The organism is Acinetobacter sp. Marseille-Q1618 (assembly GCF_902809855.1).
Classification (GTDB): Bacteria; Pseudomonadota; Gammaproteobacteria; order Pseudomonadales; family Moraxellaceae; genus Acinetobacter.
Map to the genome: position 1 here is coordinate 1,066,598 of NZ_CADDWJ010000002.1, position 23,450 is coordinate 1,090,047.

Consider the following 23,450-nt stretch of genomic DNA (forward strand, 5'->3'; position numbering starts at 1 on the left):
TAATTTAATTGACCTCTACGTAGGAAACGTAGAGGTCTATAGTTTACGTGATTTGGAGTGATTTGCGAAAAATCTTGAAAATTATTTAATCGAATTATAATCTGAATTGTTTATTTTATTTCTCTTGGTTATCGTAATATTTATCTTGAGCTTGTTGTAGTAAATCCTTTTTGATAGTTTCGTATGTTTCGAGTGAGTCAAAATTTTCTTTATAGAAAGAATAGAAATCATTGAGTATTTGATTATTTTTATCAAAGTACTTTGTCGTGAAGGTTGCATCATCATTAACATAATAATAAAGAAGTTCATCATTTTGATTGTAATATAGGCTTTTTGAAAAAGGTTTTTCTTTAGAAGCAGGCTCATAGATCATCCAACTTATTTTTTTAAACTCACCATTTACGAGTTTGTAATCTGTAAAACCTAATCTTTTATCTGATCTTTCACTTTCGCCTGCTTGATATAAATTTCGATAAGCAATAATTTTATAATCAGTTGTAAGAAACAAAACCTGACGAGAAATTTTATTTTTATCATCAAATTCAACCATTTCTTCAATGATTGGTTGATTTGATGGATTATAAAAAGACTCTCGTATTATCCAGCCTTTAGTGTTTCTAAAATATACTGTTTTTAGAGGGTAATCATTAGTTCCTTCAACAATCGTCACTTCAATCATAATAATTAAAACTCATAATTTGGTAGCAAAGCTTTCTTTTTATTTAGTACGATGTTACGTACTAAGTTATGATAAGGACAATTTATTATATTTAGCAATATCCTTATACTTCATCTGACTCAACATTCCAGATTTTAAACCTGAAACAGTAATTGCCATTTCCTTACGAAAATAGGGGATACGATACATCCACGCAAATGTGAGATCACGCAATCCACCTGCCCACCACAAATCAGACTGGTAAAGTGGTGTCAGTAGACGACTTAAAAACTGATAAAATGCCGTCGAATTTTGCCGATGTTGGTGATAAGTTTTCCAAAGCTGTGGATAATCCAAAATTTCATTTTGTCTTGCATTTTGTATGGCTTGTCCAAGTGCCCATGCATCTAAAAGTGCCATATTTGCACCTTGTCCAAGTTGAGGACTCATGGCATGTGCTGCATCGCCAATCACACCGATACGACCTTCACCAAATTTGGACATCACCACATCACGATAGTTAGCTGATAACCACTGTTGCTTTTCTTCAGGGTTGGCAATCACGTGTTCCAACCAATCCGCAGCAGGCTTCCAACGTTGAGCCACTTCTTTAAGCCAAGCTGAACGCGCTTGATTATTTTGTAAAAGATTCTCCAATTGATTTGTGGGTAAACTCCAAAAAACACTGGAAAGTCGTTGATTGGGTTGAGTTGGAATAGCACCTGTCGGAAGTATTCCCATCATGATTTTAGAACGATCATAAAACTGATGTAGAATTTGGGTGTCAAAGTCTAAACACTCAGGAACAATCGTCCATTTTGCACCCCAAGGATAAGCTTGATCAATCTTGACCCAAGGTTTAGGTCTGAGTTCACTTCTTGCACCGTTGGCAATGATGACACAATCAAAAACCTGATCAAATACTTCACTATTTACTGCGCCATAAACACGGACTTCATGCGTGGATTCTTCAAGTCTTTGAATCTCGGTATTCATTTGCCAAGTAATCAATTCGGTATATTCACGGCATTTATTTGCAAGAACATGGCATAGCGTAGCCGGATGAATTCCTAGACCATAAAAATCAGGATGTGCCTGTGCATAATGGCTATTGACCAATTTAAAACCATTCACAAGTTGTCCTTCTAAACTTGTTACGATCGCTCCAAGTTTTAAAGCATCCTTTAATACATCTAAATGTTCAAATACAGCTAAACCAGATGGTTGCAGAAGTAAGCCTGCACCTACAGGTTCGAGTTTTTCGGCTTTTTCAAATAAAGTAACCTGAATATTTTGTCGGGCAAGTAGGATTGCAGTTGCAAGCCCTGCTGTACCTGCCCCGATGATGGCGAAATGAAACGAGTCTTTAGCATTCATAGAGGAGGAAATTAGCCATTTTCTAAAATAAATTGGTAATGTTCACTTGGTGATTCTTTCAGTTGTTTTATGGTCATTTGAATCAATTCTTCTAAAGAGTTTGCAATGACATTTCTTGCCCATGATTCATTTTGTAATTCAATAATTTGACCAAAATTACCATTTTCATTCGGATCTAAATCTATTAATAAATAGTCACCATTACGACCTTCGGCAAAAGGAATCCAAAGTGTATTGGTATAATCATTTATTTTTGTGCGAGGGTCATAATTGAGATAATCAGAGGTATCAAGGTCTTCTTCTGTATTGAGTTCGATATTATTTTGCCAATGCTTATAAATATCTTGAAAAGATAGTAAATCGTAATTCCAATTATTTACATGGAATTGAAATGCTGAAGTAACTGCATCCCAATATACATTATGTACTTTATAAAAGTTAATGAGTATGTCAGGCATTTCCATATCGTGAATAGATTGCAGATCAATAATGTCTTGGCTTTGAATGCCGTGTTTCAAATTGAAGTAACGGTTATGTTTGGGAACAACTTGTTCAATAGCATCTATCCATTCTTTCCATAGATTTTCAAGATGTCTAAATTGAGTATCTAATATCAATGCTTCAGCAGTAGGTGGTGCTTCATAATGTGAAAAACTTATTCCATTTAATTGATGTTGCTTAAGATCTCCATAAAACCATGCAGAAATATTATGTGCAACTAAAGCTTTGTGAGTATCACCTTCATATATTGGAACACGTAACTCAGGATGTGCGAAAAAATAAGAAATAGCGTCTTTATCTTTGAAATAAAATTGTCCCTTAAATAGTGACTTAGGGCATTTCTCATACTTCTGTAGTTCAAATGAAATTTCAATCGTATCAATCAGATTATTTAGTTTGGCATAAGCTGTAACTCCTAACTCATCCCAAACTAAAATAGTATTCGATGCACTTTGTATAATTCGGGGCGATGCGTTAAGCACTAAGATTAATTTTTCAATAGTAATAGGAAATATAATTTCTTCTTGATTTATTAAAAAGTTATTTTCATTTAAATGTATTGTGAGCATGGCGAGGTGGGAATCTCAATTTTTCTTTTTTCAGATTAATCAAGATTTCAGTAATAAGCAATTCGTATTTATAAATCGACCATTACCTCTGCAAAATTCTGTTTTTCCACCAACTCTAAAAACTCATCACCTAAACGCTGACTTTCTGCTACAGACTGCCGCCATAATCTCTTACGCTCATTATTCGAAAGACCTTTTAAAACAAAATCTTTACGATCAGGAAGACGACCTAAAGGCAATGATTCCAAATAACTTTGTGAAGGTGAGAGTAGTAAAGTACGCGCTTGATTGATCGGATTGGCTTTGCGGGATTTGAACATTTTGTCGAACCAACCCGGTGTGATACTGTTAGTAAAATGTGGATATAAAACAATGCCTTTACTGCCAAATGGCAGGTCAATATGGTAGTCAATCAGTCCACCATCACGGTATGCACCTTGTGGCGCATCTATAATATTTTTTACCGCAGGAACAACACCGGGAATCGAGCCCGATGCCATAAGCCAATCTGCGACATTATCGCTATTAAAGTGAATATAATGGGTTTTAAAGGCATCATCCTGAATTTTAAATTGTGGAAAATCTGAAGGTTGACAGATTACCCGCTGCATAAATTTATTTAAATGATCACGTGAAATGGCGTTACTGCCAATAATACCCAAAAGGGAACTATATAATGCAAGCTTTTGATCACTTTGGAAAATATGTTCTGCTTTCGCAGCAAGAATAGTCAAATGATAATCAGGATGAGTGACCAGTTTCTGCGTTTGCTGGTCTAAGATGCCGTAGAGCATTTCTCGTGATATTTTTTCGATATCTGCGATTTTCATGCCTTTTTTAAAGGGTAAGTCGATATACAATTCTGCAAGCTTTTCAGGACCAAGTTTTTCACCTTGCGTAATGATTCCAGCAAAACGCCATGCGCCAACAGATGATCCGATTAAAAAACGGCGTTGTTGAGCACGTTGTAGTAAATCTCCGAAGATCGCTTGGTCTAAACCCATGAGCCCAATGCCTTTGGGACCACCTGCTGCACCAGGGATCATATCAACTTGCTGTGCTTGTAAGCCTTCTTTTTCGATCAGTTGTTTGGCGAGTGTGCCTGCCTGAATGGTTAATGCAGCAGGGCGTTTTTTTAGAATTTGGGTCACGGTTTCACTCACTCAAACAGATGTCAGTATTTTAAGAGTGAGGCGTGGCAGGGCAATGGCGAGAGGTGTCAGTGGGTGACTTGGGAGTCATTGGATATTATTTTAGAGTTTTGAATATAGGTATCCATTAATTCTTTATTTTTCCTATTAATGTCACGGTATATAAAATAGAAATATGTAACGGAAAGTATAGAGTAAGTATTGATATACCAACTATTAGTTAAAGAATACAAGGTTGCAAGAATGAGCCAAAAATCAAAAAGGCGAATAAGATTTTTTTGCGGTACAAATATTAATAGTAAAAATGGAATGAAGTTAAATAAAGTGGTTTGCCAGAAATAATTGCTATCAAGTAATCTTCCTACTGAGGATTTAGGGTTAGCGAGGAAAAAATTAAAAAAATGATAATGCCCATCTAAATAATTGAGAATATTAAATAAGCTAGGAATGATAAAAAATAGACTGAACCACACAGCGGTACTTTTCTTTTGTCTATAAGTAGCCCACAAAAAACTATATTTCATTGTTATTTTAAAAGTTATTTATTATTTTTTGATCTTAACGTATTGAGCACCTTTTAAACAAGATGCTCAATCAAATATTTACTTTGCAACTCGCCAAACCGCTAAAACACTTGCCAATACAATCAATACAATTGAAATATACCACGGTGCAATAATCGCAATCGACAATAAAATCGCCATGATGCTGCCGAATATCCAACTGCGTTTTTGTTGATGTTCAACTTCCAAACGCATCATTTGTAATTCATGTAACTGTTTAGCATGCCAAGCAGATTGATTTTTTAGACCATTTAAACTGTCAATCATCAATGTTGGAAAATCCTGCGCGCCTAAAAGTAAATCCGGAATTTTTTGTCCCAATTCTTTTAAGTTCTTTTGAGGATTCATTTGCGCTTTAACCCATTCGGTTAGAATCGGTTTTGCAAGCTTCCAAATGTCCAATTCAGGATATAAATCTGTGCCTAGACCTTCGACATGCACTAAGGTTTTTAGCAATAACATCAATTGTGGTGGAATTTCCAAATGGAAACGACGAGCAATATCCATGACCTGAATCAAAATCCCTGCAAAGTCCAATTCATGCATTGGTTTTGACACCATTGGACCTACAGTACGACGCATTTCACGAGCTAGAGTATCTTGATCCGTTCCCGGTGGAATCCAGCCAGCTTGATGCACGATTTGAATAAGCTGCATGAAATCACTGTTCATTACCGCCAGTAACATGCGTGCAACGGTCATCTGATCGTGTTTCGATAACTCGCCCATGATGGCACAGTCAAGCGCAATATAACGTGGATGACTTGGATTGAGCGTTTCAACAAAGACATTGCCTGGATGCATATCCGCATGGAAAAAGTTGTCACGAAACACTTGGGTAAAGAAAATCGTTAGACCTTTTTCAGCAAGGTCTTGACGATTCATTCCCAATTTTTCAAATGTTGCAATATCTGAAATCGGCACACCTGTAATGCGCTCAGCGACCATGACATCTTTGCTGTCCATATATACTTCTGGCACATACATCATGCTTGAGCCAGTAAAGTAATGGCGCATACGTCGTGTATTATCTGCTTCGAGCGTTAAATCAAGTTCATTTAAGATCACTTGACGATAATCTTGAATAATTTCAGATAAATGAAAAGCACGTGCAGCTTCAAGACGTTTTTCGAGGGTATGTCCGAGCCATTCTAAAATTTCAAAATCTTGTAAAATTTGACTGCGAATATCAGGTCGAGTCACTTTGACGACCACTTCACGTCCATCATGCAAAGCAGCAGTATGCACTTGGGCAATAGATGCAGCAGCCAAAGGTTGCTCATCAAAACGGACGAATAAGGTATTGATATTGGCTTTTAAAGATTCTTCAATACGGATTTTGGCAACATCGACGCTAAAAGGTTTTACTCGATCTTGTAATAATACCAATTGCTGTAAAATTTCAGGTGGAATCAAATCACGACGAGTCGAAAGCAACTGACCGAGTTTGATGGCCAATGGCCCCATTTCCTCTAAAGCTTCTTTTAGTTTTAGCGGATTTTTTTTCTCTTTGCTTGACCAGGCTGCAGGGTGCATGCGAATGATCGACAAAGCATGACGAGCTTTTTCAGGTAATTCTTCCGCAGGAACCAATGTATCGAGTCTATAGTGAGCTGCTATGCGCCACAGTTCGAGTAATCGGGAAATATGCGGAATCATAAATGCTCTTACCTAATTTTGTTCTTGATTGAGTTGGCTTTGAAGCTGTTGAATTTTTGCTTCAAGTCGATCAATATTTTGGTTAAGTGTACGGGTATCTTGTTGTAGATCATCCATTTGCCAGCGAGGTGCAAATAAGCCTGTATCTTCTTTTAAAAAGTCTTCAGCAAAAAATAAATGACTTTGTAAAGAACGCTTTAAATGCTTTGGTGCAAGCTGGATTTTGGCGAGTTCATGAGCAAGTGTAGGGCCAATCCACGGACTTAAGTGTGCAGCTAAATCAGGCTCAGTCTGTTGGATAATACGTTGAATATCCTGCAATAAATGATAATCACCTTGCAAAGGGATATTGCCCATATCATCTGAGATGAGTAATTTAACTAATTCAACCGCATTCTTTACGTGTAATGTCGCTGTGGCTTCACTGATCGCATGCTGTTGATCAAAAGGACGCTGTTCAAAGATAGACGGAGTTGTACTTTGACCTGTTACGGTTGGCTCAAGCCGAACTTTATTTTCATCAAAAAATACATCAACGGAGAGTTGTGGTGAGTTGATCACAACGCGTAGTAATTTACCTTGCAACGCATTGAGTTGAATGCGAGTAATAGCATCCAAATCAATGAGGTGATGAATGAATCGTTCAACTGCGCCTAAGGCAAGAATCGACCACATGGCTATTTGACCTTATTAAAGTTTAAAACCACGGTGAACAGCAACGATACCACCAGTTAAGTTGTGGTAATCGGTATTTTGGAAACCTGCATTTTCCATCATGCCTTTTAAGGTACGTTGGTCTGGATGCATGCGAATAGATTCAGCTAAATATTTATAACTTTCTGAGTCATTCGCCACGATTTTGCCCATGATCGGTAATGCAGTGAATGAATACAAGTCATAGAGTTTAGAGAAAGGCTCAAAAACAGGTTTTGAAAACTCTAAAATAAGTAAACGACCACCTGGCTTAAGTACACGATACATCGCAGCCAATGCGGCATCTTTATCGGTCACATTACGCAAACCAAAACTAATGGTTAAAAGGTCAAAGCTGTTGTCTTCAAATGGTTCTAGGGTTTCTGCATTTGCCAATACGAAATCGACATTGGTACAACCTGCATCAATTAGACGGTCACGTCCAACATTCAGCATAGATTCGTTAATGTCTGAAAGCACGACATGACCTGTAGGGCCAACTTCACGGCTAAACACTTTGGCTAAATCACCTGTACCACCAGCAATATCAAGGACACGTTGACCACGACGGACACCTGACATATTGATGGCAAAGCGTTTCCATAAACGGTGAATACCAAATGACATGAGGTCATTCATGATGTCGTATTTGCTTGCAACAGAGTGGAAAACTTCCGCTACTTTTTGAGCTTTGTCTTCACTGCTCACAGTTTGATAACCGAAATGCGTGGTTGCACCGACATTCCCTGTATTTGCACCACGAGGTAGATTATATTTTGGAACGCTTCCTGAAACAGGCGTATCGGTCAATTGTTGTTGTAAAGATTGCTGCTGACCTTGTGGTGCGCCTTGCGGTAATGGTTCAGTTAAAAATGGACTTACTTTGTCTGTGTCTTGTGCCGACTCGTTTTGTGCGGTTGGCTTTTGGTTTTCATTCGACATTCGAGTCACTCCTGAACACAAAAATAAGAAATTTTGTCATATTTTTGCATGATGACAGATTTTGTGACTTTTTACAGCGTTCATCATGCAAAATTTAAAAGTCTGGCAACAGACACAATCATTAATATACAAAAATATGACGTGTATGCCGTCATTAAGTTGCTAAAACCTTATCATATTCTAAACGGATTGGCTTGTCCTGAATGTACATTATTGACAATTTGACGCTCTTTTAGCGTAAACGCATGAATAAAATCAGCCGCAGATTTCATCGGTTTCATTGCCACAAAGCCTTCACCAATAAACTCATACATCAGTTGAAAGTTATATTTATGGGCGGTGCCTTTACACATTTTAAATGCGGTATGCATTAAAAATGAACGCATATACTTATCCAAGGCAACGCCTAAATCATCAAGTAAACTGAGTTGTTGCAGACGTTGTTCGGCTTGATCTAGTTTGATTAGAGTCAAACGCATCATTTCATCATCAATAGTTTGATCGGCAGGGTAGTCATGGAGTAGTTGTTTGGCAACTTGTTCATCTAATTGCATTGCCAATACGGCAAGCCCAATCGACTTTAAACCCGTTTTAATGGCATTTTCAGGAATGATCTTTTCTGCTTTATGCGCATATTTGAGTAAGCGCTCAATTTGGACTGCCAAAGGATCAAAATCAGGCCCACCATATAAACGATGAATAAAATAATCTGCCATGAGTTTATTTTCTGGGCGATTAAATAACTCAGTATGCGTATCTAAAATACGTGCTTTGAGCCAGTCTTGTGCTTCATGCAGACGCTTTTTCAGGATAGGATTTTGATGATAATCAAATTGTTTATATTCTTCTAAAAGTTGGTCGAGTGCTGCGAGTTTTGACATAAATGAACTCAATTTCCATATATTTAACAAAATCATAATCACAGTTTATCTGAACAACCATGACGGTATTGCTTGAAGGTGACTGAAATTAAGTCAGTTGTTTCGCTATTTTGACAGTTTTATGCTGCTTTGTCGGGATTTAAGCGTTATAAAAACTGATACAAAAAATGTATTCAGCCTCATAAAATCTTTGTAAACTTGAAAAAGTATAATGAAAACATAAGAAAAGAGCTGAATTCATGCAAAAAAATGAATCTTCATGTGAACTGGTTGATGCAGATCAACTTTCCGTAGCGTTGATTGAAGCCCAATATGCTTTGAAAAATACCCGAGGACAGAAAAATGCCAAAAGTTTGGTGATTTTGGTCAGTGGGATTGAGCTTGCAGGAAAAGGCGAGGCAGTCAAACAATTGCGTGAATGGGTAGATCCACGTTATTTACGTGTCAAGGCAGATCCTCCTCACATGATGCAAAAAGATCGCGCTTTTTGGCAGCCTTATGCGCGCTATATTCCTGCGGAAGGGCAGATTTTGGTGATGTTTGGCAATTGGTACAGTGATTTGTTATCAACAGCTTTACATGTTTCTGCACCAATGGATGACACATTGTTTGATGCTTATGTGGCACAAATGAACGCATTTGAACAAGATTTAAAAAATAATCATGTTGATGTTATCAAAGTTTGGTTTGATTTGTCTTGGAAGTCATTACAAAAGCGTTTAGACAAAATGGATGCCGAAGATCAACGTTGGCATAAATTACATGGTTTGGACTGGCGAAATAAAAAACAATATGACAATGTGCAAAAACTACGTCAGCGTTTTACCGATGATTGGCTGATCATTGATTGTGAAGACGAGGAAATTCGCGATCAAGAATTTGCTCAATACATTTTAAAAAATTTAACACATCTGCCAAATTATGTGACCCAAGTAAAAGAAAAATGGCAACAAGCTGAAATTCCAAATGAATTACTCAAGCCTTCTACTGAAGAAATGGATGAGGATGAATATAAAGCTGAATTAAAGAAACTCACTAAAAAAGTCGCTGAAGCGATGCGTTTTGATGAGCGAAAAGTGATTATTACTTTTGAAGGCATGGATGCAGCAGGGAAAGGTGGAGCGATTAAGCGCATTGTCAAGAAATTAGACCCACGTGAATATGGTATTTATACCATTGCAGCCCCAGAAAAATATGAATTGGCACGACCTTATTTGTGGCGTTTTTGGACGAAGCTGTTAGAAGATGAAAAGATTTCGATCTTTGATCGCACGTGGTATGGACGAGTTTTAGTTGAACGGATCGAAGGTTTTGCATCGCCTGTTGAATGGCAACGTGCTTATGCTGAAATTAATCGTTTTGAAAAAGATTTAACCGATAATCAGTATGTGATCGTGAAGTTTTGGCTTGCCATCAGTAAAGATGAACAAGAGGCACGTTTTAAAGCACGTGAAGAAACTCCACATAAGCGTTTTAAAATTACGGAAGATGATTGGCGTAATCGGAGTCATTGGGATGATTATTTAAAGGCAGCAGCAGATATGTTGCAACGTACGCATACTTTTTATGCGCCTTGGCATGTGATTTCGACCAATGATAAATATACCGCTCGGATTGAGATTCTAAAGGCGATTTTAAAACAAATTAAAGAGAGTTGATTTAAAACTGTAAAAAAGCCCTCCTTTATCAAAGGAGGGTTGGGGTGGATTCAAAATATATAAATTTTGCTATTAGCTACTAAGAATATTTCACAATTTTCTCTTTTTGTTTATTTTGAATCCCTTTTGCTAATTTATAACATTCTTCCACATGCGCCTCAGCGACTTTTTTCATCACGATATAACCTAAACTCGCTGCAACAAGAGATCCACCTAATGGGATAAACTTGGTCACTTGTTTGGTAATGACTTTTGCCGCCACATTATTTAAAGATGATTTGACCGCAGTACGTGCCACCACTAAACCTGAGAACTCAAAACCACGTTTGCGTAATTCATTCCAGTGGATTTGTTTGGTTTTTGGATCATATACACTGATTTGATCTGGCGCTAAGCCAAAACGTGCATTAATCTCAGGAATTAGCTGCGATAAAATACCAACATCAATCACCACATCAAAAAAAGGAATCGGGATCACAGCAGCACCTGCTGAAAAATACGCCCGTTTTTTGACCAATGCTAAACATTCCTCTCGAATATTTTCTAAGTTCAAACTTGGGTCGATTGAATCTGGAATTTTGTCGATTTTCATAAAAAGTAACTCTCCATCAAACTGTTTATAATATTTTGTCCCAAAGCTGATTCGCTTGGTTTTTTAGAACATTTTCGTGCGAACTATACTGTAAAAATGGCATATTGTGTTTAAGATGTATAGTAATGAAAGTTTATGATTTTGTGTTTATTTACATTAAGAAAATGAGGAAATATGGGGATTCATGTTATTCAAAGCCAATCGATTGATATATTGGTTCAAGGTGTTCTACAAAGTGCCAGTACAGCTTCGAATGACCCATTTTCAGTTTTAAAGCCACAACATTTTATTGTGCCAACCCCTGCGGTACAAGAATGGCTTACACAACGCCTATCTGAACAGCGCGGTGTGAGTGCCAATACTGTGTTTCATCAACGGATTCGTGGCTTTCAATGGTATGCCTATAAACAGGTTTTAAACGGTGAAGATGACCGTGTGGGTAAAGCCAACGTGCCACGCTTGATCATGAAATGGCGTATTTACCAGACTTTAAAAGAGTTTATACAAACGCCTGACAATGCCTTAGCTACAGAGCATCCCCTTCATTCAATTATTCAACGTATTTATGATGCGGCAGCGCAACTTGAACAAGGTCTAGAAAAACAGCTCAAAAAACAAAGCATGTTGTATTGGGTGGCAGAGCAAGTGTCTTTGCTGTTTAGTAACTACATGATTTATCGTGGGCAATGCCAGCGTGGGTGTGCTGAGCTGTGTACCTGTCCAAGCAATTGGCTGGGACAATGGGGACAAGGGCGTGGGTTGAACATTGAACAGCAATTTTTTAAAACGGATCAACAGCTTTCTGCATTTCAGCTTAGCCAAGCACAAGAACTAGAACAATGGCAACGTTGGTTGTGGGTACATACTTTTCATGATGATTTTGTGGAAATGGGGTTGATTGACAAATTGTTTTGGGAAATCCTCGACAATTCTGATCAACGTCACAAAGCCTTACAGTGTTTACCTAAAAAAGTAGTGGTGTTTACTTTATTGGATTTGCCGCCACAGCAGTTGGATTTTTTAAGACGTTTAGGGCAATACCTCGATGTTATTATTTTACATTACAACCCATCCCAAGAATATTGGGCAGACAGTGTCGATCCAAACTGGAAAAAACGCTATGACTTGGGGGTAAAAGAACGCTTTATTGCTAAGAACCCCAAAGCTACAGATGCTGATGTACAGCGGTTTTTTGATGAATTTACTTTAAATTTTAATGCTGAAATCCGTGAGTCACGTCATCCTTTGCTGACTCGTTTTGGTAAGCAAGCACGAGATCATTTCTCATTATTGTCACAGCTTTCTTCGGGTGAGGAAGGGCAGTGGGTCGATGCGTTTGTGAATGAAGAGCCACATCATTTATTGAGTAAATTACAATCTGATATTTTGTATTTGCTTGAGCCAGAAACACATGCTTATGCTTTAGATCCACAAGATGATTCGATTCAAATCCATGTGTGTCATTCCTCTTTAAGACAGTTGGAAGTTTTAAAAGAGCAGTTAATTCATTGGCTCTCACAAAGTACAAAAGAACACCCACGCCGTCCAAGTGATGTTTTGGTTTTAGCACCAAATTTAAAAGAAATAGAGCCGTTGATTCGTAGTGTATTTCCACATATTCCGCATCAGGACAGCATTCATGTGCCTGCAAAAATTGCAGGTGTCACTCAGCTGGATGTGGACAATGCTTGGCGTGCAGTTTTGGGCAGTATTGAATGGGTACAAGGGCGTTTTACGGTTGAAGATTTTTCAGATTGGCTTAATTTAGAAGCGACACAACTGCGTTATGGTTTGGATGTCGCCAGTACCCAACGCATGTTAGCGCTTTTGATCCAAGCAGGTTTTAAACGAGGTTTGGATGCAGCACATTTACAACGAAGCTTAACTGAGGATGATCAAGACTTTCGTTTTAGTTTTAAATTTGCCTTAGATCGTTTGAGTTTAGGTATCGCCATTCCTACCCATCAAATTTTTGCCGATACTTTAAGTTTTGAAAATGTGCTCTCCAGTGATTTTGAGCTGATCGGTATTTTAATCGAAATTTACCAAGATTTTGCAGCACATCGAGATTGGATGGTTCAGCATGAACTGGGGCAAAGTAAAACTGTTGAAGAATGGTTAAATTTATTAAGCACAGAGGTTTATAAGTTCATTGATGCAGGCGTTGAAGTGCTTAAAGTAGTACTTGATGCTCTAAATCTGCAACATAAAATGCTGCGACATTCGTATTTGCGTTTGGGTAATCAACAACAAGATGCCAATCATTTAAAAGGTATTCATTTGCCTTTACCTTATGTGTTGGCCGAAATCCAAACAGCACTATCGACACAATTGGCTCAAACCTTACCGACGGGTGATATTACGTTCAGCCAAATTGGGCAAATTCGCCCATTGCCATATAAATTGGTGGTCATGCTGAATTTGGACAGTGGTAAATTTCCAACACGCAACCAACATATTCCATTTGATTTGATGGAAATACTACGTCCACAATTGGGCGATCGTTCGCGTTTAGAAGATGATCAAGGTGCATTTTTAGATACTTTGCTGTTGGCACAGGACAGTTTATGGCTATTTTACAATGGCTTTGATGTGAATGATGGTGAAGTACGTGATCCATCTAGTGCTTTACAAGAACTCATCAGCCATATTGCTTTGATTAGTCATGCTCCAAATGTGCCCGTAGGAAAGATGCCAGAACTTATCTGTATAAATGGCATTGAAATTCCTGAGAATATTCGTGCGCTCTATCATGTGCATGCATTACAACCTTTTGAGCCACAAGGCTTTTTGGAAAATACTGCTGTGCGTTATCAAGACCAATGGTACAGTGTTGCCCGATATTTACAGCAATCATCAAACTTAGGGCAACGCGAAGCATGGGTGAATACGCCTTATCCTGTGGTACAAGAAAGTATGACCATCTTAGATGCAGGACAATGGATTCTGGACATGGTATTTCCTGCGAGGTTGTATTTAAAAACTTTGGGTGTGCAAAACTTAAAGTCACAGGATGTGCCTGCACAAGTTGAACCTTTGGTCTTGGATGGATTGGCACGTTATCAAATTCGCGATTATTTACAAAAAAAGCATTTACAAGAAAATCAAGCTGTCACTGACGAAGAGCAAGTTGCCTTATTACAAGATCAATTACCGATTGGTAAAGCCCAGCACAGTGCTTGGCAAATCAGCGTCATGGAACAAGACAACTTAAAAGCACGTTTAAAACAATATGTAGACAGTGTAACTGCGACCACTCAACGGCAATGGCGTGTTTCTGCTGATGTCGTGATGAATATCAGTGTCCCTCAGCAATTTGCACAGCATTGGGTCAGCCTAAATGCATCGAGTGGACGCGCAAATCGGCGTGCCAAAGTTTGGCTCGAATATTTACTTTGGTTGAGTTATCTCAATTTGGACGATGCACAATCGGCAAAACTGCAACGAATCGCTTTGTTTAGTGATATCACCATTATCAATACAGGGGTAAGCTCACAACAAGCCAAAGCATATTTGGCAGAATGGTTTAAAGCATATGCTTATGCACAATCTGAACCTTTGGTGTTGCCTGCGGCATTGTTGTTATTGTTGGCTGAGAAAGGCAAAACATTGGAGTGGTTAGAGGATGAGCAAGCTCAAATGCAACTTGCAAACTTGCCTGATTTACTCAAGGAATGGAATAAAAGTGATGCATTTTTACCATTCGCTTTAGAGGATATGGAATGGAGTAAAAAACATTCTGATTGGCAATTTATCTTACAAGAACAAGATGCAACTGCATTATTAAAATATGCCTGTGAACAATTTGCCTATGTGTTGTATCAGCCAATTTATCAATACCAGTATGTGGTGGAGGAATAAGTTATGCACCCAGTTTCACCACAGCAAAACCAATTAAATACTCATAAAAATGTGTCCATTCAACCCATTGCAGATATGCAGTTTGCAGGTTTACATTGGATTGAGGCGTCCGCAGGGACAGGCAAAACTTATACGCTTTCAAGTTTAATGGTGCGTATTTTCCTTGAAAAATATTTACCTAATCAAGTGATTGCAACCACTTTTACGCGTAAAGCCGCAGCAGAGTTAAAAAGTCGTATTCGAGCAAGATTACAGGAAACCTATCGTTATTTTGATGGGTGTCGTAGCCTGACAGAACAAGAGATTCTTGCCAAAGCGGCTCAAGAAACTGACCCATTGTTTGCCAAAGTTCTAGTCACATTTGCGACACAAATTGCCTATGCTTGTGAACGTCTAAAATTGGTGATTGATCAGTTAGATGAATTGTTTGTCGGAACATTGGATAGCTTTAGCCAAAAACTGTTACGTGAGTTTGCTTTTGAAAGTGGCAAGATTGAGCGTGCCGAAATTACCGATGATGCAAAAAGTTATACATTTCAACTCATTCACGATGTTTTGCGAGAATGGATTCAACAACAACCGCAAAATATGATTGATTATTTAATCTTAAATAAAAAACTCAAATCTCAAGATGCCTATGTGGCAGTGGTGGAAAATAGTCTGAATTTCACCTCAGCCAAATTACAAGAAATTCAGCAGCCACACATTGATCTTTCACAATTTGATCAGGAAGTTCAGGGTTTATTGACACTGGATTTAACACAGATTGAAAGTTTGTCGGATTTTTATTTGGAAAATGGACAACACCATAAAATTGTTGGCAAAAAATGGCGAGATCACGGCAAAATGCAGTCACTTTTGACTGAGCAGCTACCACGTTTGATCGCAGCGATTCGTCAACAAAGTGCCTATAGCATCTTTGTCGCACAACATGCAGATACTTTAAAAGCATTGAGTGAGTTAACCAGCAAAAAAGTCTTAAATAAATGTTCTGAGGATATTCTGCATAGTTTTGAACAAAATGTAGTGATCCAAAGCTTAAAACAATTTGTTGAGGCATTGTCACAACTCAGTGGTGACTTGGACACACTAGATAGTTATTTGCAATTTCATCTGGCAAGTGAAGTCAAAAAACGTTTGCCACAAGTGCTTCAACAAAAAGGTGAAACCACTTTTGCCCAGCAAATTCGTACGCTTGCTGAGTCATTACAAGGTGAACAAGGGCAGCGTTTTGCCAGTTTTATTCATGCACGTTATCCCTTGATTCTTGTGGACGAGTTCCAAGATACCAACCAAGACCAAGATGATATGTTGGCACAGATTTGGCGCCATCCGAGTCGGGTGCAAAATGGATGTATGATCATGGTGGGTGACCGTAAACAAGCGATTTATGGTTTCCGTGGTGGCGATATGTTGACCTTTTTAAAGGCACATCAAGACGTATTTGGCAAAGATGGAAATGCCTACAATCTGGTCTATAACCATCGTTCCGTTCAGCCTTTGGTTGAAGTCGTAGATGCATTGTTTCAGCGTCAAATCGATTTCGGTGAGCAAGTTTTTTATACACCTGTACAAGCAGGGAGTCGCCCACATCCAGACTTGATTGATCATGGACAGATTAATCCTACGCCTTTACGTTGGCTACAATTAGAGGATAAAAATACCGAAGCGGAACAAGTCGCTTGGAAGATTCGGGATTTGCTTAATCAAGCCACTCAGGGTGAACTTTATTTTCAAGAAAAAAATGGCAATCGGGCTTTAGATGAAAATGATATTGCGATTTTATCTAAAAATCATGATGGTCTGGACAAAGCACAATCTGCCTTAGAATTTTTGGGGATTCGTACCAACCGACCTTCTAAAAAAAGTGTATTTAGTAGCGCACTGGCTCAAGATGTGGGCGCAGTATTGACTGCTATTATGCATCCTTATGATGAAGCCAAAGTCAAACGGGCTTTACTGAGTCGCTTAATGGGCTTTGACTTAAAAAAACTGATTACACTTGAGCAAAAAGCCGAAGGTCTAAGTTACTATATTGAACAATTTGATCTGATTCGTGAGATGTGGCTAAAACAAGGCTTTTTAACGGCTTGGCAATATGCCTTGACCAAGTTTCAGGTGTGGACAAATCTGGTTGCTAAACAAAGCCGTGATAATGAACGTGTTGTGGTGAATTTACGACATTTAACTGAACTTCTGAGCCAGCATAGTGAGCGCTATCAAGGCGCACAAAATCTCTATCATTGGTATTTAAAACAGCTTACTTCACCGATGGAGCGAGAATGGGAGTTAGAGCGTAAACTGTCAAATGATGCAGGCGTACAGCTGATGACCATTCACCAGTCCAAAGGTTTGGAGTTTAAAATCGTATTTTTACTGGGTGCAGATAAAGACTTTCGTGAACCCAATAAAAATTTAAATTTTTCTACCCAAGAAATTTTAAATCCCCAAACAGGACAACTTGAACAGCAACGTGTTGTGGCTGTGAATGATAAAAATATTTTAAAACCCGAAGCGATTCAACAGCATGATGAACGTGCATTGGCGGAGCATCATCGTCTTTGGTATGTGGCGCTGACTCGTGCCAGTTATCGTGTGTATGCCATGATGCAAGACAATGCTGGAAAATCAAGCACAGGTCTGGCATTTTGGCGAGGGCATCCTGCGCAATCTTTTCAACATGTGGGGTGTATTGTAGAAGATTTATTAACACAACGACCAGTCGCACTTAAAGCCAAAGTGACTGAAAAGTTTGAAGCAATCGAAGCAACTCCGCTTCCAAGTATGCGGTTTTACTCTAAAACTAAAACCAGTTTTAGTGCTTTGGCGCAACATTTGACTCGTCAGCAGATTCAGGATGCTTTGGCTGTCACAGAACCGAACAGTGCGGTTGCAGAAGATGAAAGCTATATCCATCCTCGTGTTAAAACAGCTCTGCAAGCAACTGTACCGATTGCATGGATCAAAGACAATTTTCCGATGGGAACAACCGCAGGAACATTCTTACATAAGATTTTTGAACATCTTGATTTTCAAAATCCAGAGACATGGGCGACTGAACTGAAACGTCGTTTTGCCAATGAAGATCAAAAGCTTAAAGATGAATTGCTGGAGAAATATAAAAAAGCCTTTACTGAGCCACAAGATGAAAAAGACATTGAGTCTATATTGATTCAGATGATGCAAGATTGGTTGTTGGATGTTTTAGCTACACCGATTTTGGCTGATTTTCAACTTAAAAAACTCAGTCATACTCAGCGCTTAGCCGAATTTCCATTTCATTTGGCATTGGCAGATCGGGTGCTGACCATTCAACGGATTCATGCTTTATTTGCTGAATATGATATTCAAATGCCTGAGTTTAAAGACGCTTTCGCTGCACGTTACTTAAAAGGTGAAATTGACCTTGTATTTTATGATGGTCAGAAATTTCATATTGCCGATTATAAAAGTAACTACTTAGGTGTTGATCAGCAACAATATAGCAGCACCGCGATTCAGGAGAGCATGAGTTTTGCCAGTTATTGGCTACAAGCGGCGTTGTATCTGGTGGCACTGCATCGTTATCTCAGTGTTAAATTGGAAAATTACCAGATTGATCAACACTTAGGCGGTGCAAGTTATTTATATTTAAGAGGTATGAATGGGCAACAGGGACAAGGCTATCATTATTGGCGACCAAGCTCAGAGTTTATTCTTCGCTTAGATGCAATATTGGGCTATTTTGCTGAGGATAAACTTAGCAATATTGCATGATATTTTAAATGAATCGCTATATAAACAAAGCACTAGCTTGTGGATAAATTTGTTGAAAACCTTGTAGATAACTCTGAGGATAACTGTGTGGAAAATAGTCAAAATTTAGAAAATGAATTACCTCAATGGGTTAGCAACTGGACAAATTATCTCTTAAAAGAGCAATTCAAAGATGGAAAAATACATGAAAATTCATCTAAATTAATCAGTGATATTTTGATGGCTTCTTTACAAGGAGACAGTTGCTTAAAGCAACAAAATCGAGATTTACACGGTTTAGAATCATTATTTATTACAGAAAATCAAGCCCAACAACAGCAGGTTGCACCATTTGTCTTTGATGATGAGTATTTATATTTATACCGTTATTGGCAGTTGGAACAACGTTTAGCGCAGCAAGTCTTGCGCTTAAAACAACAAAATATACAAGCCATTAATACTGAAAATTTTGATGATTTATTAAGTGATGTACATCAAAAAAATGCACTGAATATGGTTGCAAAAAATGCTTTTAATATCATCACAGGCGGACCAGGGACAGGAAAAACCTATACGTTGGCACGGATTATTGCAGTTTTACATCAAGCTTTGCCAGATATTCGTATTGCGATGGCAGCACCAACGGGTAAAGCAGCGCAGCGTATGGGGGAAGCCTTACAAAAATCCTTAAATGATCCGAAACTACAGCAGTTTGGACTGCGTTTAGAAATGTTTAATCCTGTGACGATTCACCGATTATTAGGCTTGGGAAATCAGCACATTCCACGTTTTCATTTAAAACAACCACTGCCTTATGACGTGATCGTGGTGGATGAAGCTTCGATGTTGGATTTAAATTTGGCAAGCATGCTTTTTGAGGCTGTTCCTGAGTCCTGCCGTCTAATTTTACTGGGAGATGCCAATCAATTGGCTTCTGTGGATGTAGGGGCGGTTTTGGCAGACTTACAACAGGTTCCAGCCTTAGAGCATAACCGAGTAAATTTGGTGACGACACATCGTTTTAAGCAAGATGCTGCGATTGGTAAATTTGCACAATTTATTCAACAAGAAGCGATTACAGACAACGCGATGCCACACCTTTTACAGCAATTTGAACAGGAGATTGTGGCTGCAAGTGAGATTCAACACATTGAGCTTAAAGCAGATATGCAAGATGTCATTCAGTTGGAATATCTACCTGAAAAGATCCCAAATACAGCCTATGCAGATTATTATCAAAAATTAAGTTTAGGTTTTCAGGGCTATTTTGACAGTCTAAAAACGTATTTCTATGATCCTGAGCCATTAGAAAAAATCGACAAAGTTATTCAAGCTTTTGATCAATATAGAATCCTAACAGCAGTACGACATGGTGAGTTGGGTTTAAACGCAGTAAATATTGAAATGGAGCAAGCTTTATTTAAAGCTATTCCACAATTATATCGACAAGGTGACTGGTATGTAGGACGTCCTGTAATGATGGATTACAACGACTATCAGCTTGGTTTATCCAACGGTGACATTGGGGTGTGCTTTAAGCATCGTCAACAAGCAGAGCAGTTTGAAGTGTATTTCCCAAGTTTAAATAAATGGGTACTGGCTTCACGTTTACCGAAGTCGATTCAGACGGCATTTGCACTTACGATTCATAAATCACAAGGTTCTGAATTTCAACATACGATGGTGGTTTTAGATACACCTGCACAGAAATTATTGAGTCAAGAACTCCTTTATACTGCGATTACCCGAGCGAAATCCGTAGTCAGTTTGTTGGTACAGGCAAATGCTTTTTACCAAGCCTTAACCGTTGCTACACAGCGACAAAGTGGATTGGTTAAAAAAATTAACAACTTGTATTAATTGTTAATTTTTACTTAATAAAAAAGCTTTTGTAAGAAATAGCTTACATGAATTCAAGATATTGACGCATAGAGCTATCGTAAAGATTTTGAGATGATGACTACATAAAGAGCTTGGTAAGGAACACTAAGCAAAAATCGCACAATAACAATAATTTAAAGTCGAGAGACTGCGAACTTACATGAAGTAGGGCATAAAGAGGAAACTTACAGCCGCTAAGCCTTGTAGTTTTGGGAGAGACTACAGGGCTTTTTTATGTCTATTTGATTTACATAAAATCAACACAGTATACATAATGTACGTTTTTTCTTACAAAAATATAAGAAAAATGCGACTTTTATCATATTTTGAGTGTGGCATGATGTGCCTATAGGGAAATCATAGATTAGATTGGGTTGAGTGAAGCAAGGATGGATACACATCTATAAATGAACAAAGAAATAAGAATAAAAATAAATAAAACAACAAAAATCAGAAAATAACGAAACTACAGCGCAATGAAAAAGCCCTTAGAGTAATCTAAGGGCTTTTTCTTAACTATAACTTAAAAATCAAAATATTTTATTACAAGGGCTAAGCCAGAGAGGCAACATCTACTGTGAGCCTAATTCATTGATAAGAAGCATAAGTTCTATTAAACCCAAGAACATTAAAGACCTAAAGTATTAAACCAAATCAGTTTCAGTTGCATCTGTACCAAATAAACCACGACGTTGTTCTTTAGAGATTTTTGGACATTGTCGAGAGATTTGCATGAGTACATTTGCCAAAGTTGGCAAGTGTGTACCAATGACGGATTTTCCTGTATTTAAAATACTCACACTAATATCTCGTTCAGGATCTGCCCAGCATAAAATATTGGAGAAGCCAATATGTCCAAATGCTTGTCCTGTAGACGGACCAAAAATACCCACAGGATTACTTCCCAGCATTGGACCAAGTGCATAACGCATAGGCGCAAGTAAAGTGCGATCTATACTGGTCGATGAAGTCGGTAAAGTTGCCCTAAATACCGTCTGTGGGCTCATGATCTGCTTGCCATTATATTGTCCACCATTGAGTAACATTTCAAAAAAACGATTGGCTTGCTCAGCACTGGTATAAATATTTCCTGCAGGACAAACTGTATCCATAAAGCGTTGATCATTGGTGACATTGACTGCAAGTTCTAAACCACCGCCTAAGACGTGGTCAAGATATAAATCAGTGCCAAGTTTTGGATGCATACCCGTTGCAGTATTTAATGCGACTTGATCACGAAATTCAGGTTTAAGACCATAATTAAAATAATCCATGCCCATCGGTTTTTCGATATGTTCATGTAAAAACTGACGAATATCTTGTCCTGTGACCCGTTCGATCAATTCACCTAAAATATAACCAGCCGTTACCGCATGATAAGCCAAGTGTGTGCCTGCAGCTGTGATCGGCTTAGCCGCACAAAGGTGTTGTAAAATTTGTTCACGGTCAAACAAGAGTTCAGGCGTGACTTCTGTTTCGATACGTGGAATACCGCCACGATGCGAGAGTAAATGGAAAATCGTGGCGCGACGTTTACCATTTTGTGCGTATTCAGGAATGTAATAACTGATTGGATCAAGTAGATTTATTTCCCCTGTTTCATCCAACATATGGATCAGCATGGCTGTAACCATCTTTGATGCTGAAAATAAACAAATCGGGGTATCTGGAGTTGCAATCGTAGCATCTCCACTTAAGCCTTGTGCGGTATTTCCTTTGACATAGCCAATGCTGCGATTCAGCATGATTTGCCCTTGACGTCGAATACACACGCTAATGAGCGGATGATTACCTGTTTTATAAAGTGCTTCGACACTGCGCCAAATGGTTTGCACTTGTTTTGGACTCATCCCCCCAAGTTCAGCATTTACTTCATCTTTGGCTTGAGTGATGCTGTTTAGGTCTTTCGGCACATAGCAAGTATTGGTTGAAAATATTTTCACAATGTTTTTCCATTTTATTTTTCTATACTGTCAGTCTGCCTTTCAGTTCTGAGCTTGTCAGTGTCCGAACTGCCTGTAGATTGTCATAAATTTGCAAGAGTTTTGTGATCAAGTTGAAATATTCTCAGGATAGTTTTGCAATCTGAGGGTAGTTCCTTTAAAATAGTCGACTGCTGTAGTGATGCACGGCAGTTGAATTGGTTTTGAAGAATCAATTTGATTTGTATCAAATATTTAAATTTAAGCATCTCGGAGAAATCGAATGGCTTTAACAAACGCAGATCGCGCAGAGATCATTGCAAAATTCGCTCGTGCTGAAAACGACACAGGTTCACCAGAAGTTCAAGTAGCTTTATTGACTGCACAAATCAATGACTTACAAGGTCACTTCAAAGAACACAAACATGACCATCATAGCCGTCGTGGTTTGATTCGTATGGTTAACCAACGTCGTAAGCTTCTTGACTACCTTAAAGGTAAAGATTCTACACGTTACAGCGATTTGATTGCTGCTTTAGGTTTACGTCGTTAATTCGATTTAAAATTTTATTTTCGGATTATTGCATGACCAATGCTGTACTGATGAAAACTAAAGTCTGTCTAGCCTTGGCTAGATAATGGAAGGGGCGAATATTCGCTCCTTCTTCGTGTCTAAATTGTAGGTTTTATAAATGATGGTCTAGTGAGGTCGGCTTCTAAGCTTTGTCATTTACCCTTGCTTTGAGTTTTGAAGTGAATGCCAAACCTTAGGGGTCTCCACTAGAATAACTGTTTAAAAGAACTAGG

General features: G+C 38.3%; 15 protein-coding genes. 5 read left to right on the forward strand and 10 right to left on the reverse strand.

Going from position 1 to position 23,450, the window contains the following annotated elements; genetic code table 11:
- Positions 1–115: 115 nt before the first annotated feature.
- From HUS24_RS12205 to HUS24_RS12240, 8 genes are all read right to left on the reverse strand, one after another.
- A complete protein-coding gene (locus HUS24_RS12205; protein ID WP_173912251.1) occupies positions 116–679 on the reverse strand; it encodes a hypothetical protein in 564 nt (187 codons plus the stop codon).
- A 66-nt stretch (positions 680–745) separates the two neighbouring features.
- Positions 746–2,035: an NAD(P)/FAD-dependent oxidoreductase gene (locus tag HUS24_RS12210; RefSeq protein WP_173912252.1), complete on the reverse strand. Its 1,290-nt coding sequence runs from the start codon at positions 2,033–2,035 to the stop codon at positions 746–748.
- Positions 2,036–2,046: 11 nt separating this feature from the next.
- The gene (locus tag HUS24_RS12215; RefSeq protein WP_173912253.1) at positions 2,047–3,105 is read right to left on the reverse strand and encodes an SMI1/KNR4 family protein; all 1,059 of its coding nucleotides are present in this window, start codon (positions 3,103–3,105) and stop codon (positions 2,047–2,049) included.
- A 68-nt stretch (positions 3,106–3,173) separates the two neighbouring features.
- Positions 3,174–4,256 (reverse strand): patatin-like phospholipase family protein, encoded by a 1,083-nt coding sequence (locus HUS24_RS12220; protein ID WP_173912254.1) that lies wholly within the window; start codon positions 4,254–4,256, stop codon positions 3,174–3,176.
- A gap of 602 nt (positions 4,257–4,858) precedes the next feature.
- Complete coding sequence (locus HUS24_RS12225; protein WP_173912255.1) at positions 4,859–6,478, reverse strand: AarF/ABC1/UbiB kinase family protein; 1,620 nt, start codon at positions 6,476–6,478, stop codon at positions 4,859–4,861.
- 12 nt (positions 6,479–6,490) lie between these two features.
- The gene (locus HUS24_RS12230; RefSeq protein WP_173912256.1) at positions 6,491–7,153 is read right to left on the reverse strand and encodes an SCP2 domain-containing protein; all 663 of its coding nucleotides are present in this window, start codon (positions 7,151–7,153) and stop codon (positions 6,491–6,493) included.
- Between the two features lie 15 nt (positions 7,154–7,168).
- A complete protein-coding gene (ubiE, locus tag HUS24_RS12235) occupies positions 7,169–8,113 on the reverse strand; it encodes a bifunctional demethylmenaquinone methyltransferase/2-methoxy-6-polyprenyl-1,4-benzoquinol methylase UbiE (protein ID WP_173912257.1) in 945 nt (314 codons plus the stop codon).
- Between the two features lie 173 nt (positions 8,114–8,286).
- A complete protein-coding gene (locus HUS24_RS12240) occupies positions 8,287–8,994 on the reverse strand; it encodes a hypothetical protein (RefSeq protein ID WP_173912258.1) in 708 nt (235 codons plus the stop codon).
- A 239-nt stretch (positions 8,995–9,233) separates the two neighbouring features.
- Between HUS24_RS12240 and HUS24_RS12245 the strand changes: the two genes are divergently transcribed.
- Positions 9,234–10,652, forward strand: coding sequence for a phosphate--AMP phosphotransferase (locus tag HUS24_RS12245; protein ID WP_173912259.1), 1,419 nt, complete (start codon positions 9,234–9,236; stop codon positions 10,650–10,652).
- 79 nt (positions 10,653–10,731) lie between these two features.
- Here the strand turns inward: HUS24_RS12245 and HUS24_RS12250 are convergent, their stop codons facing one another.
- Entirely contained in the window at positions 10,732–11,244 is a 513-nt protein-coding gene (locus HUS24_RS12250; protein ID WP_065994015.1) for a hypothetical protein, read from the reverse strand.
- Positions 11,245–11,418: 174 nt separating this feature from the next.
- On the opposite strand from HUS24_RS12250, the gene HUS24_RS12255 reads away from it, so the two are divergent.
- From HUS24_RS12255 to recD, 3 genes are all read left to right on the forward strand, one after another.
- Positions 11,419–15,105, forward strand: a complete 3,687-nt coding sequence (locus HUS24_RS12255; RefSeq protein ID WP_173912260.1) for an exodeoxyribonuclease V subunit gamma — start codon at positions 11,419–11,421, stop codon at positions 15,103–15,105.
- 3 nt (positions 15,106–15,108) lie between these two features.
- Complete coding sequence (locus tag HUS24_RS12260) at positions 15,109–18,861, forward strand: UvrD-helicase domain-containing protein (protein WP_173912261.1); 3,753 nt, start codon at positions 15,109–15,111, stop codon at positions 18,859–18,861.
- A gap of 87 nt (positions 18,862–18,948) precedes the next feature.
- Positions 18,949–20,700: an exodeoxyribonuclease V subunit alpha gene (gene recD, locus HUS24_RS12265; protein ID WP_173912262.1), complete on the forward strand. Its 1,752-nt coding sequence runs from the start codon at positions 18,949–18,951 to the stop codon at positions 20,698–20,700.
- A gap of 665 nt (positions 20,701–21,365) precedes the next feature.
- Here the strand turns inward: recD and HUS24_RS12270 are convergent.
- Positions 21,366–22,664, reverse strand: coding sequence for a serine hydrolase (locus HUS24_RS12270; RefSeq protein WP_173912263.1), 1,299 nt, complete (start codon positions 22,662–22,664; stop codon positions 21,366–21,368).
- A gap of 262 nt (positions 22,665–22,926) precedes the next feature.
- Here HUS24_RS12270 and rpsO point away from each other — a divergent pair, with 262 nt between their 5' ends.
- Positions 22,927–23,196, forward strand: coding sequence for a 30S ribosomal protein S15 (gene rpsO, locus HUS24_RS12275; protein WP_065994019.1), 270 nt, complete (start codon positions 22,927–22,929; stop codon positions 23,194–23,196).
- The last annotated feature ends 254 nt before the right edge of the window (positions 23,197–23,450 follow it).

Excerpts from the sequence above, each read along its gene's own strand:
- HUS24_RS12205 (WP_173912251.1), bottom strand. The coding sequence starts at position 679 with ATGATTGAAGTGACGATTGTTGAAGGAACTAATGATTACCCTCTAAAA.
- HUS24_RS12210 (WP_173912252.1), bottom strand. The coding sequence starts at position 2,035 with ATGAATGCTAAAGACTCGTTTCATTTCGCCATCATCGGGGCAGGTACA.
- HUS24_RS12215 (WP_173912253.1), bottom strand. The coding sequence starts at position 3,105 with ATGCTCACAATACATTTAAATGAAAATAACTTTTTAATAAATCAAGAA.
- HUS24_RS12225 (WP_173912255.1), bottom strand. The coding sequence starts at position 6,478 with ATGATTCCGCATATTTCCCGATTACTCGAACTGTGGCGCATAGCAGCT.
- HUS24_RS12230 (WP_173912256.1), bottom strand. The coding sequence starts at position 7,153 with ATGTGGTCGATTCTTGCCTTAGGCGCAGTTGAACGATTCATTCATCAC.
- ubiE (WP_173912257.1), bottom strand. The coding sequence starts at position 8,113 with ATGTCGAATGAAAACCAAAAGCCAACCGCACAAAACGAGTCGGCACAA.
- HUS24_RS12240 (WP_173912258.1), bottom strand. The coding sequence starts at position 8,994 with ATGTCAAAACTCGCAGCACTCGACCAACTTTTAGAAGAATATAAACAA.
- HUS24_RS12245 (WP_173912259.1), top strand. The coding sequence starts at position 9,234 with ATGCAAAAAAATGAATCTTCATGTGAACTGGTTGATGCAGATCAACTT.
- HUS24_RS12250 (WP_065994015.1), bottom strand. The coding sequence starts at position 11,244 with ATGAAAATCGACAAAATTCCAGATTCAATCGACCCAAGTTTGAACTTA.
- HUS24_RS12255 (WP_173912260.1), top strand. The coding sequence starts at position 11,419 with ATGGGGATTCATGTTATTCAAAGCCAATCGATTGATATATTGGTTCAA.
- HUS24_RS12260 (WP_173912261.1), top strand. The coding sequence starts at position 15,109 with ATGCACCCAGTTTCACCACAGCAAAACCAATTAAATACTCATAAAAAT.
- rpsO (WP_065994019.1), top strand. The coding sequence starts at position 22,927 with ATGGCTTTAACAAACGCAGATCGCGCAGAGATCATTGCAAAATTCGCT.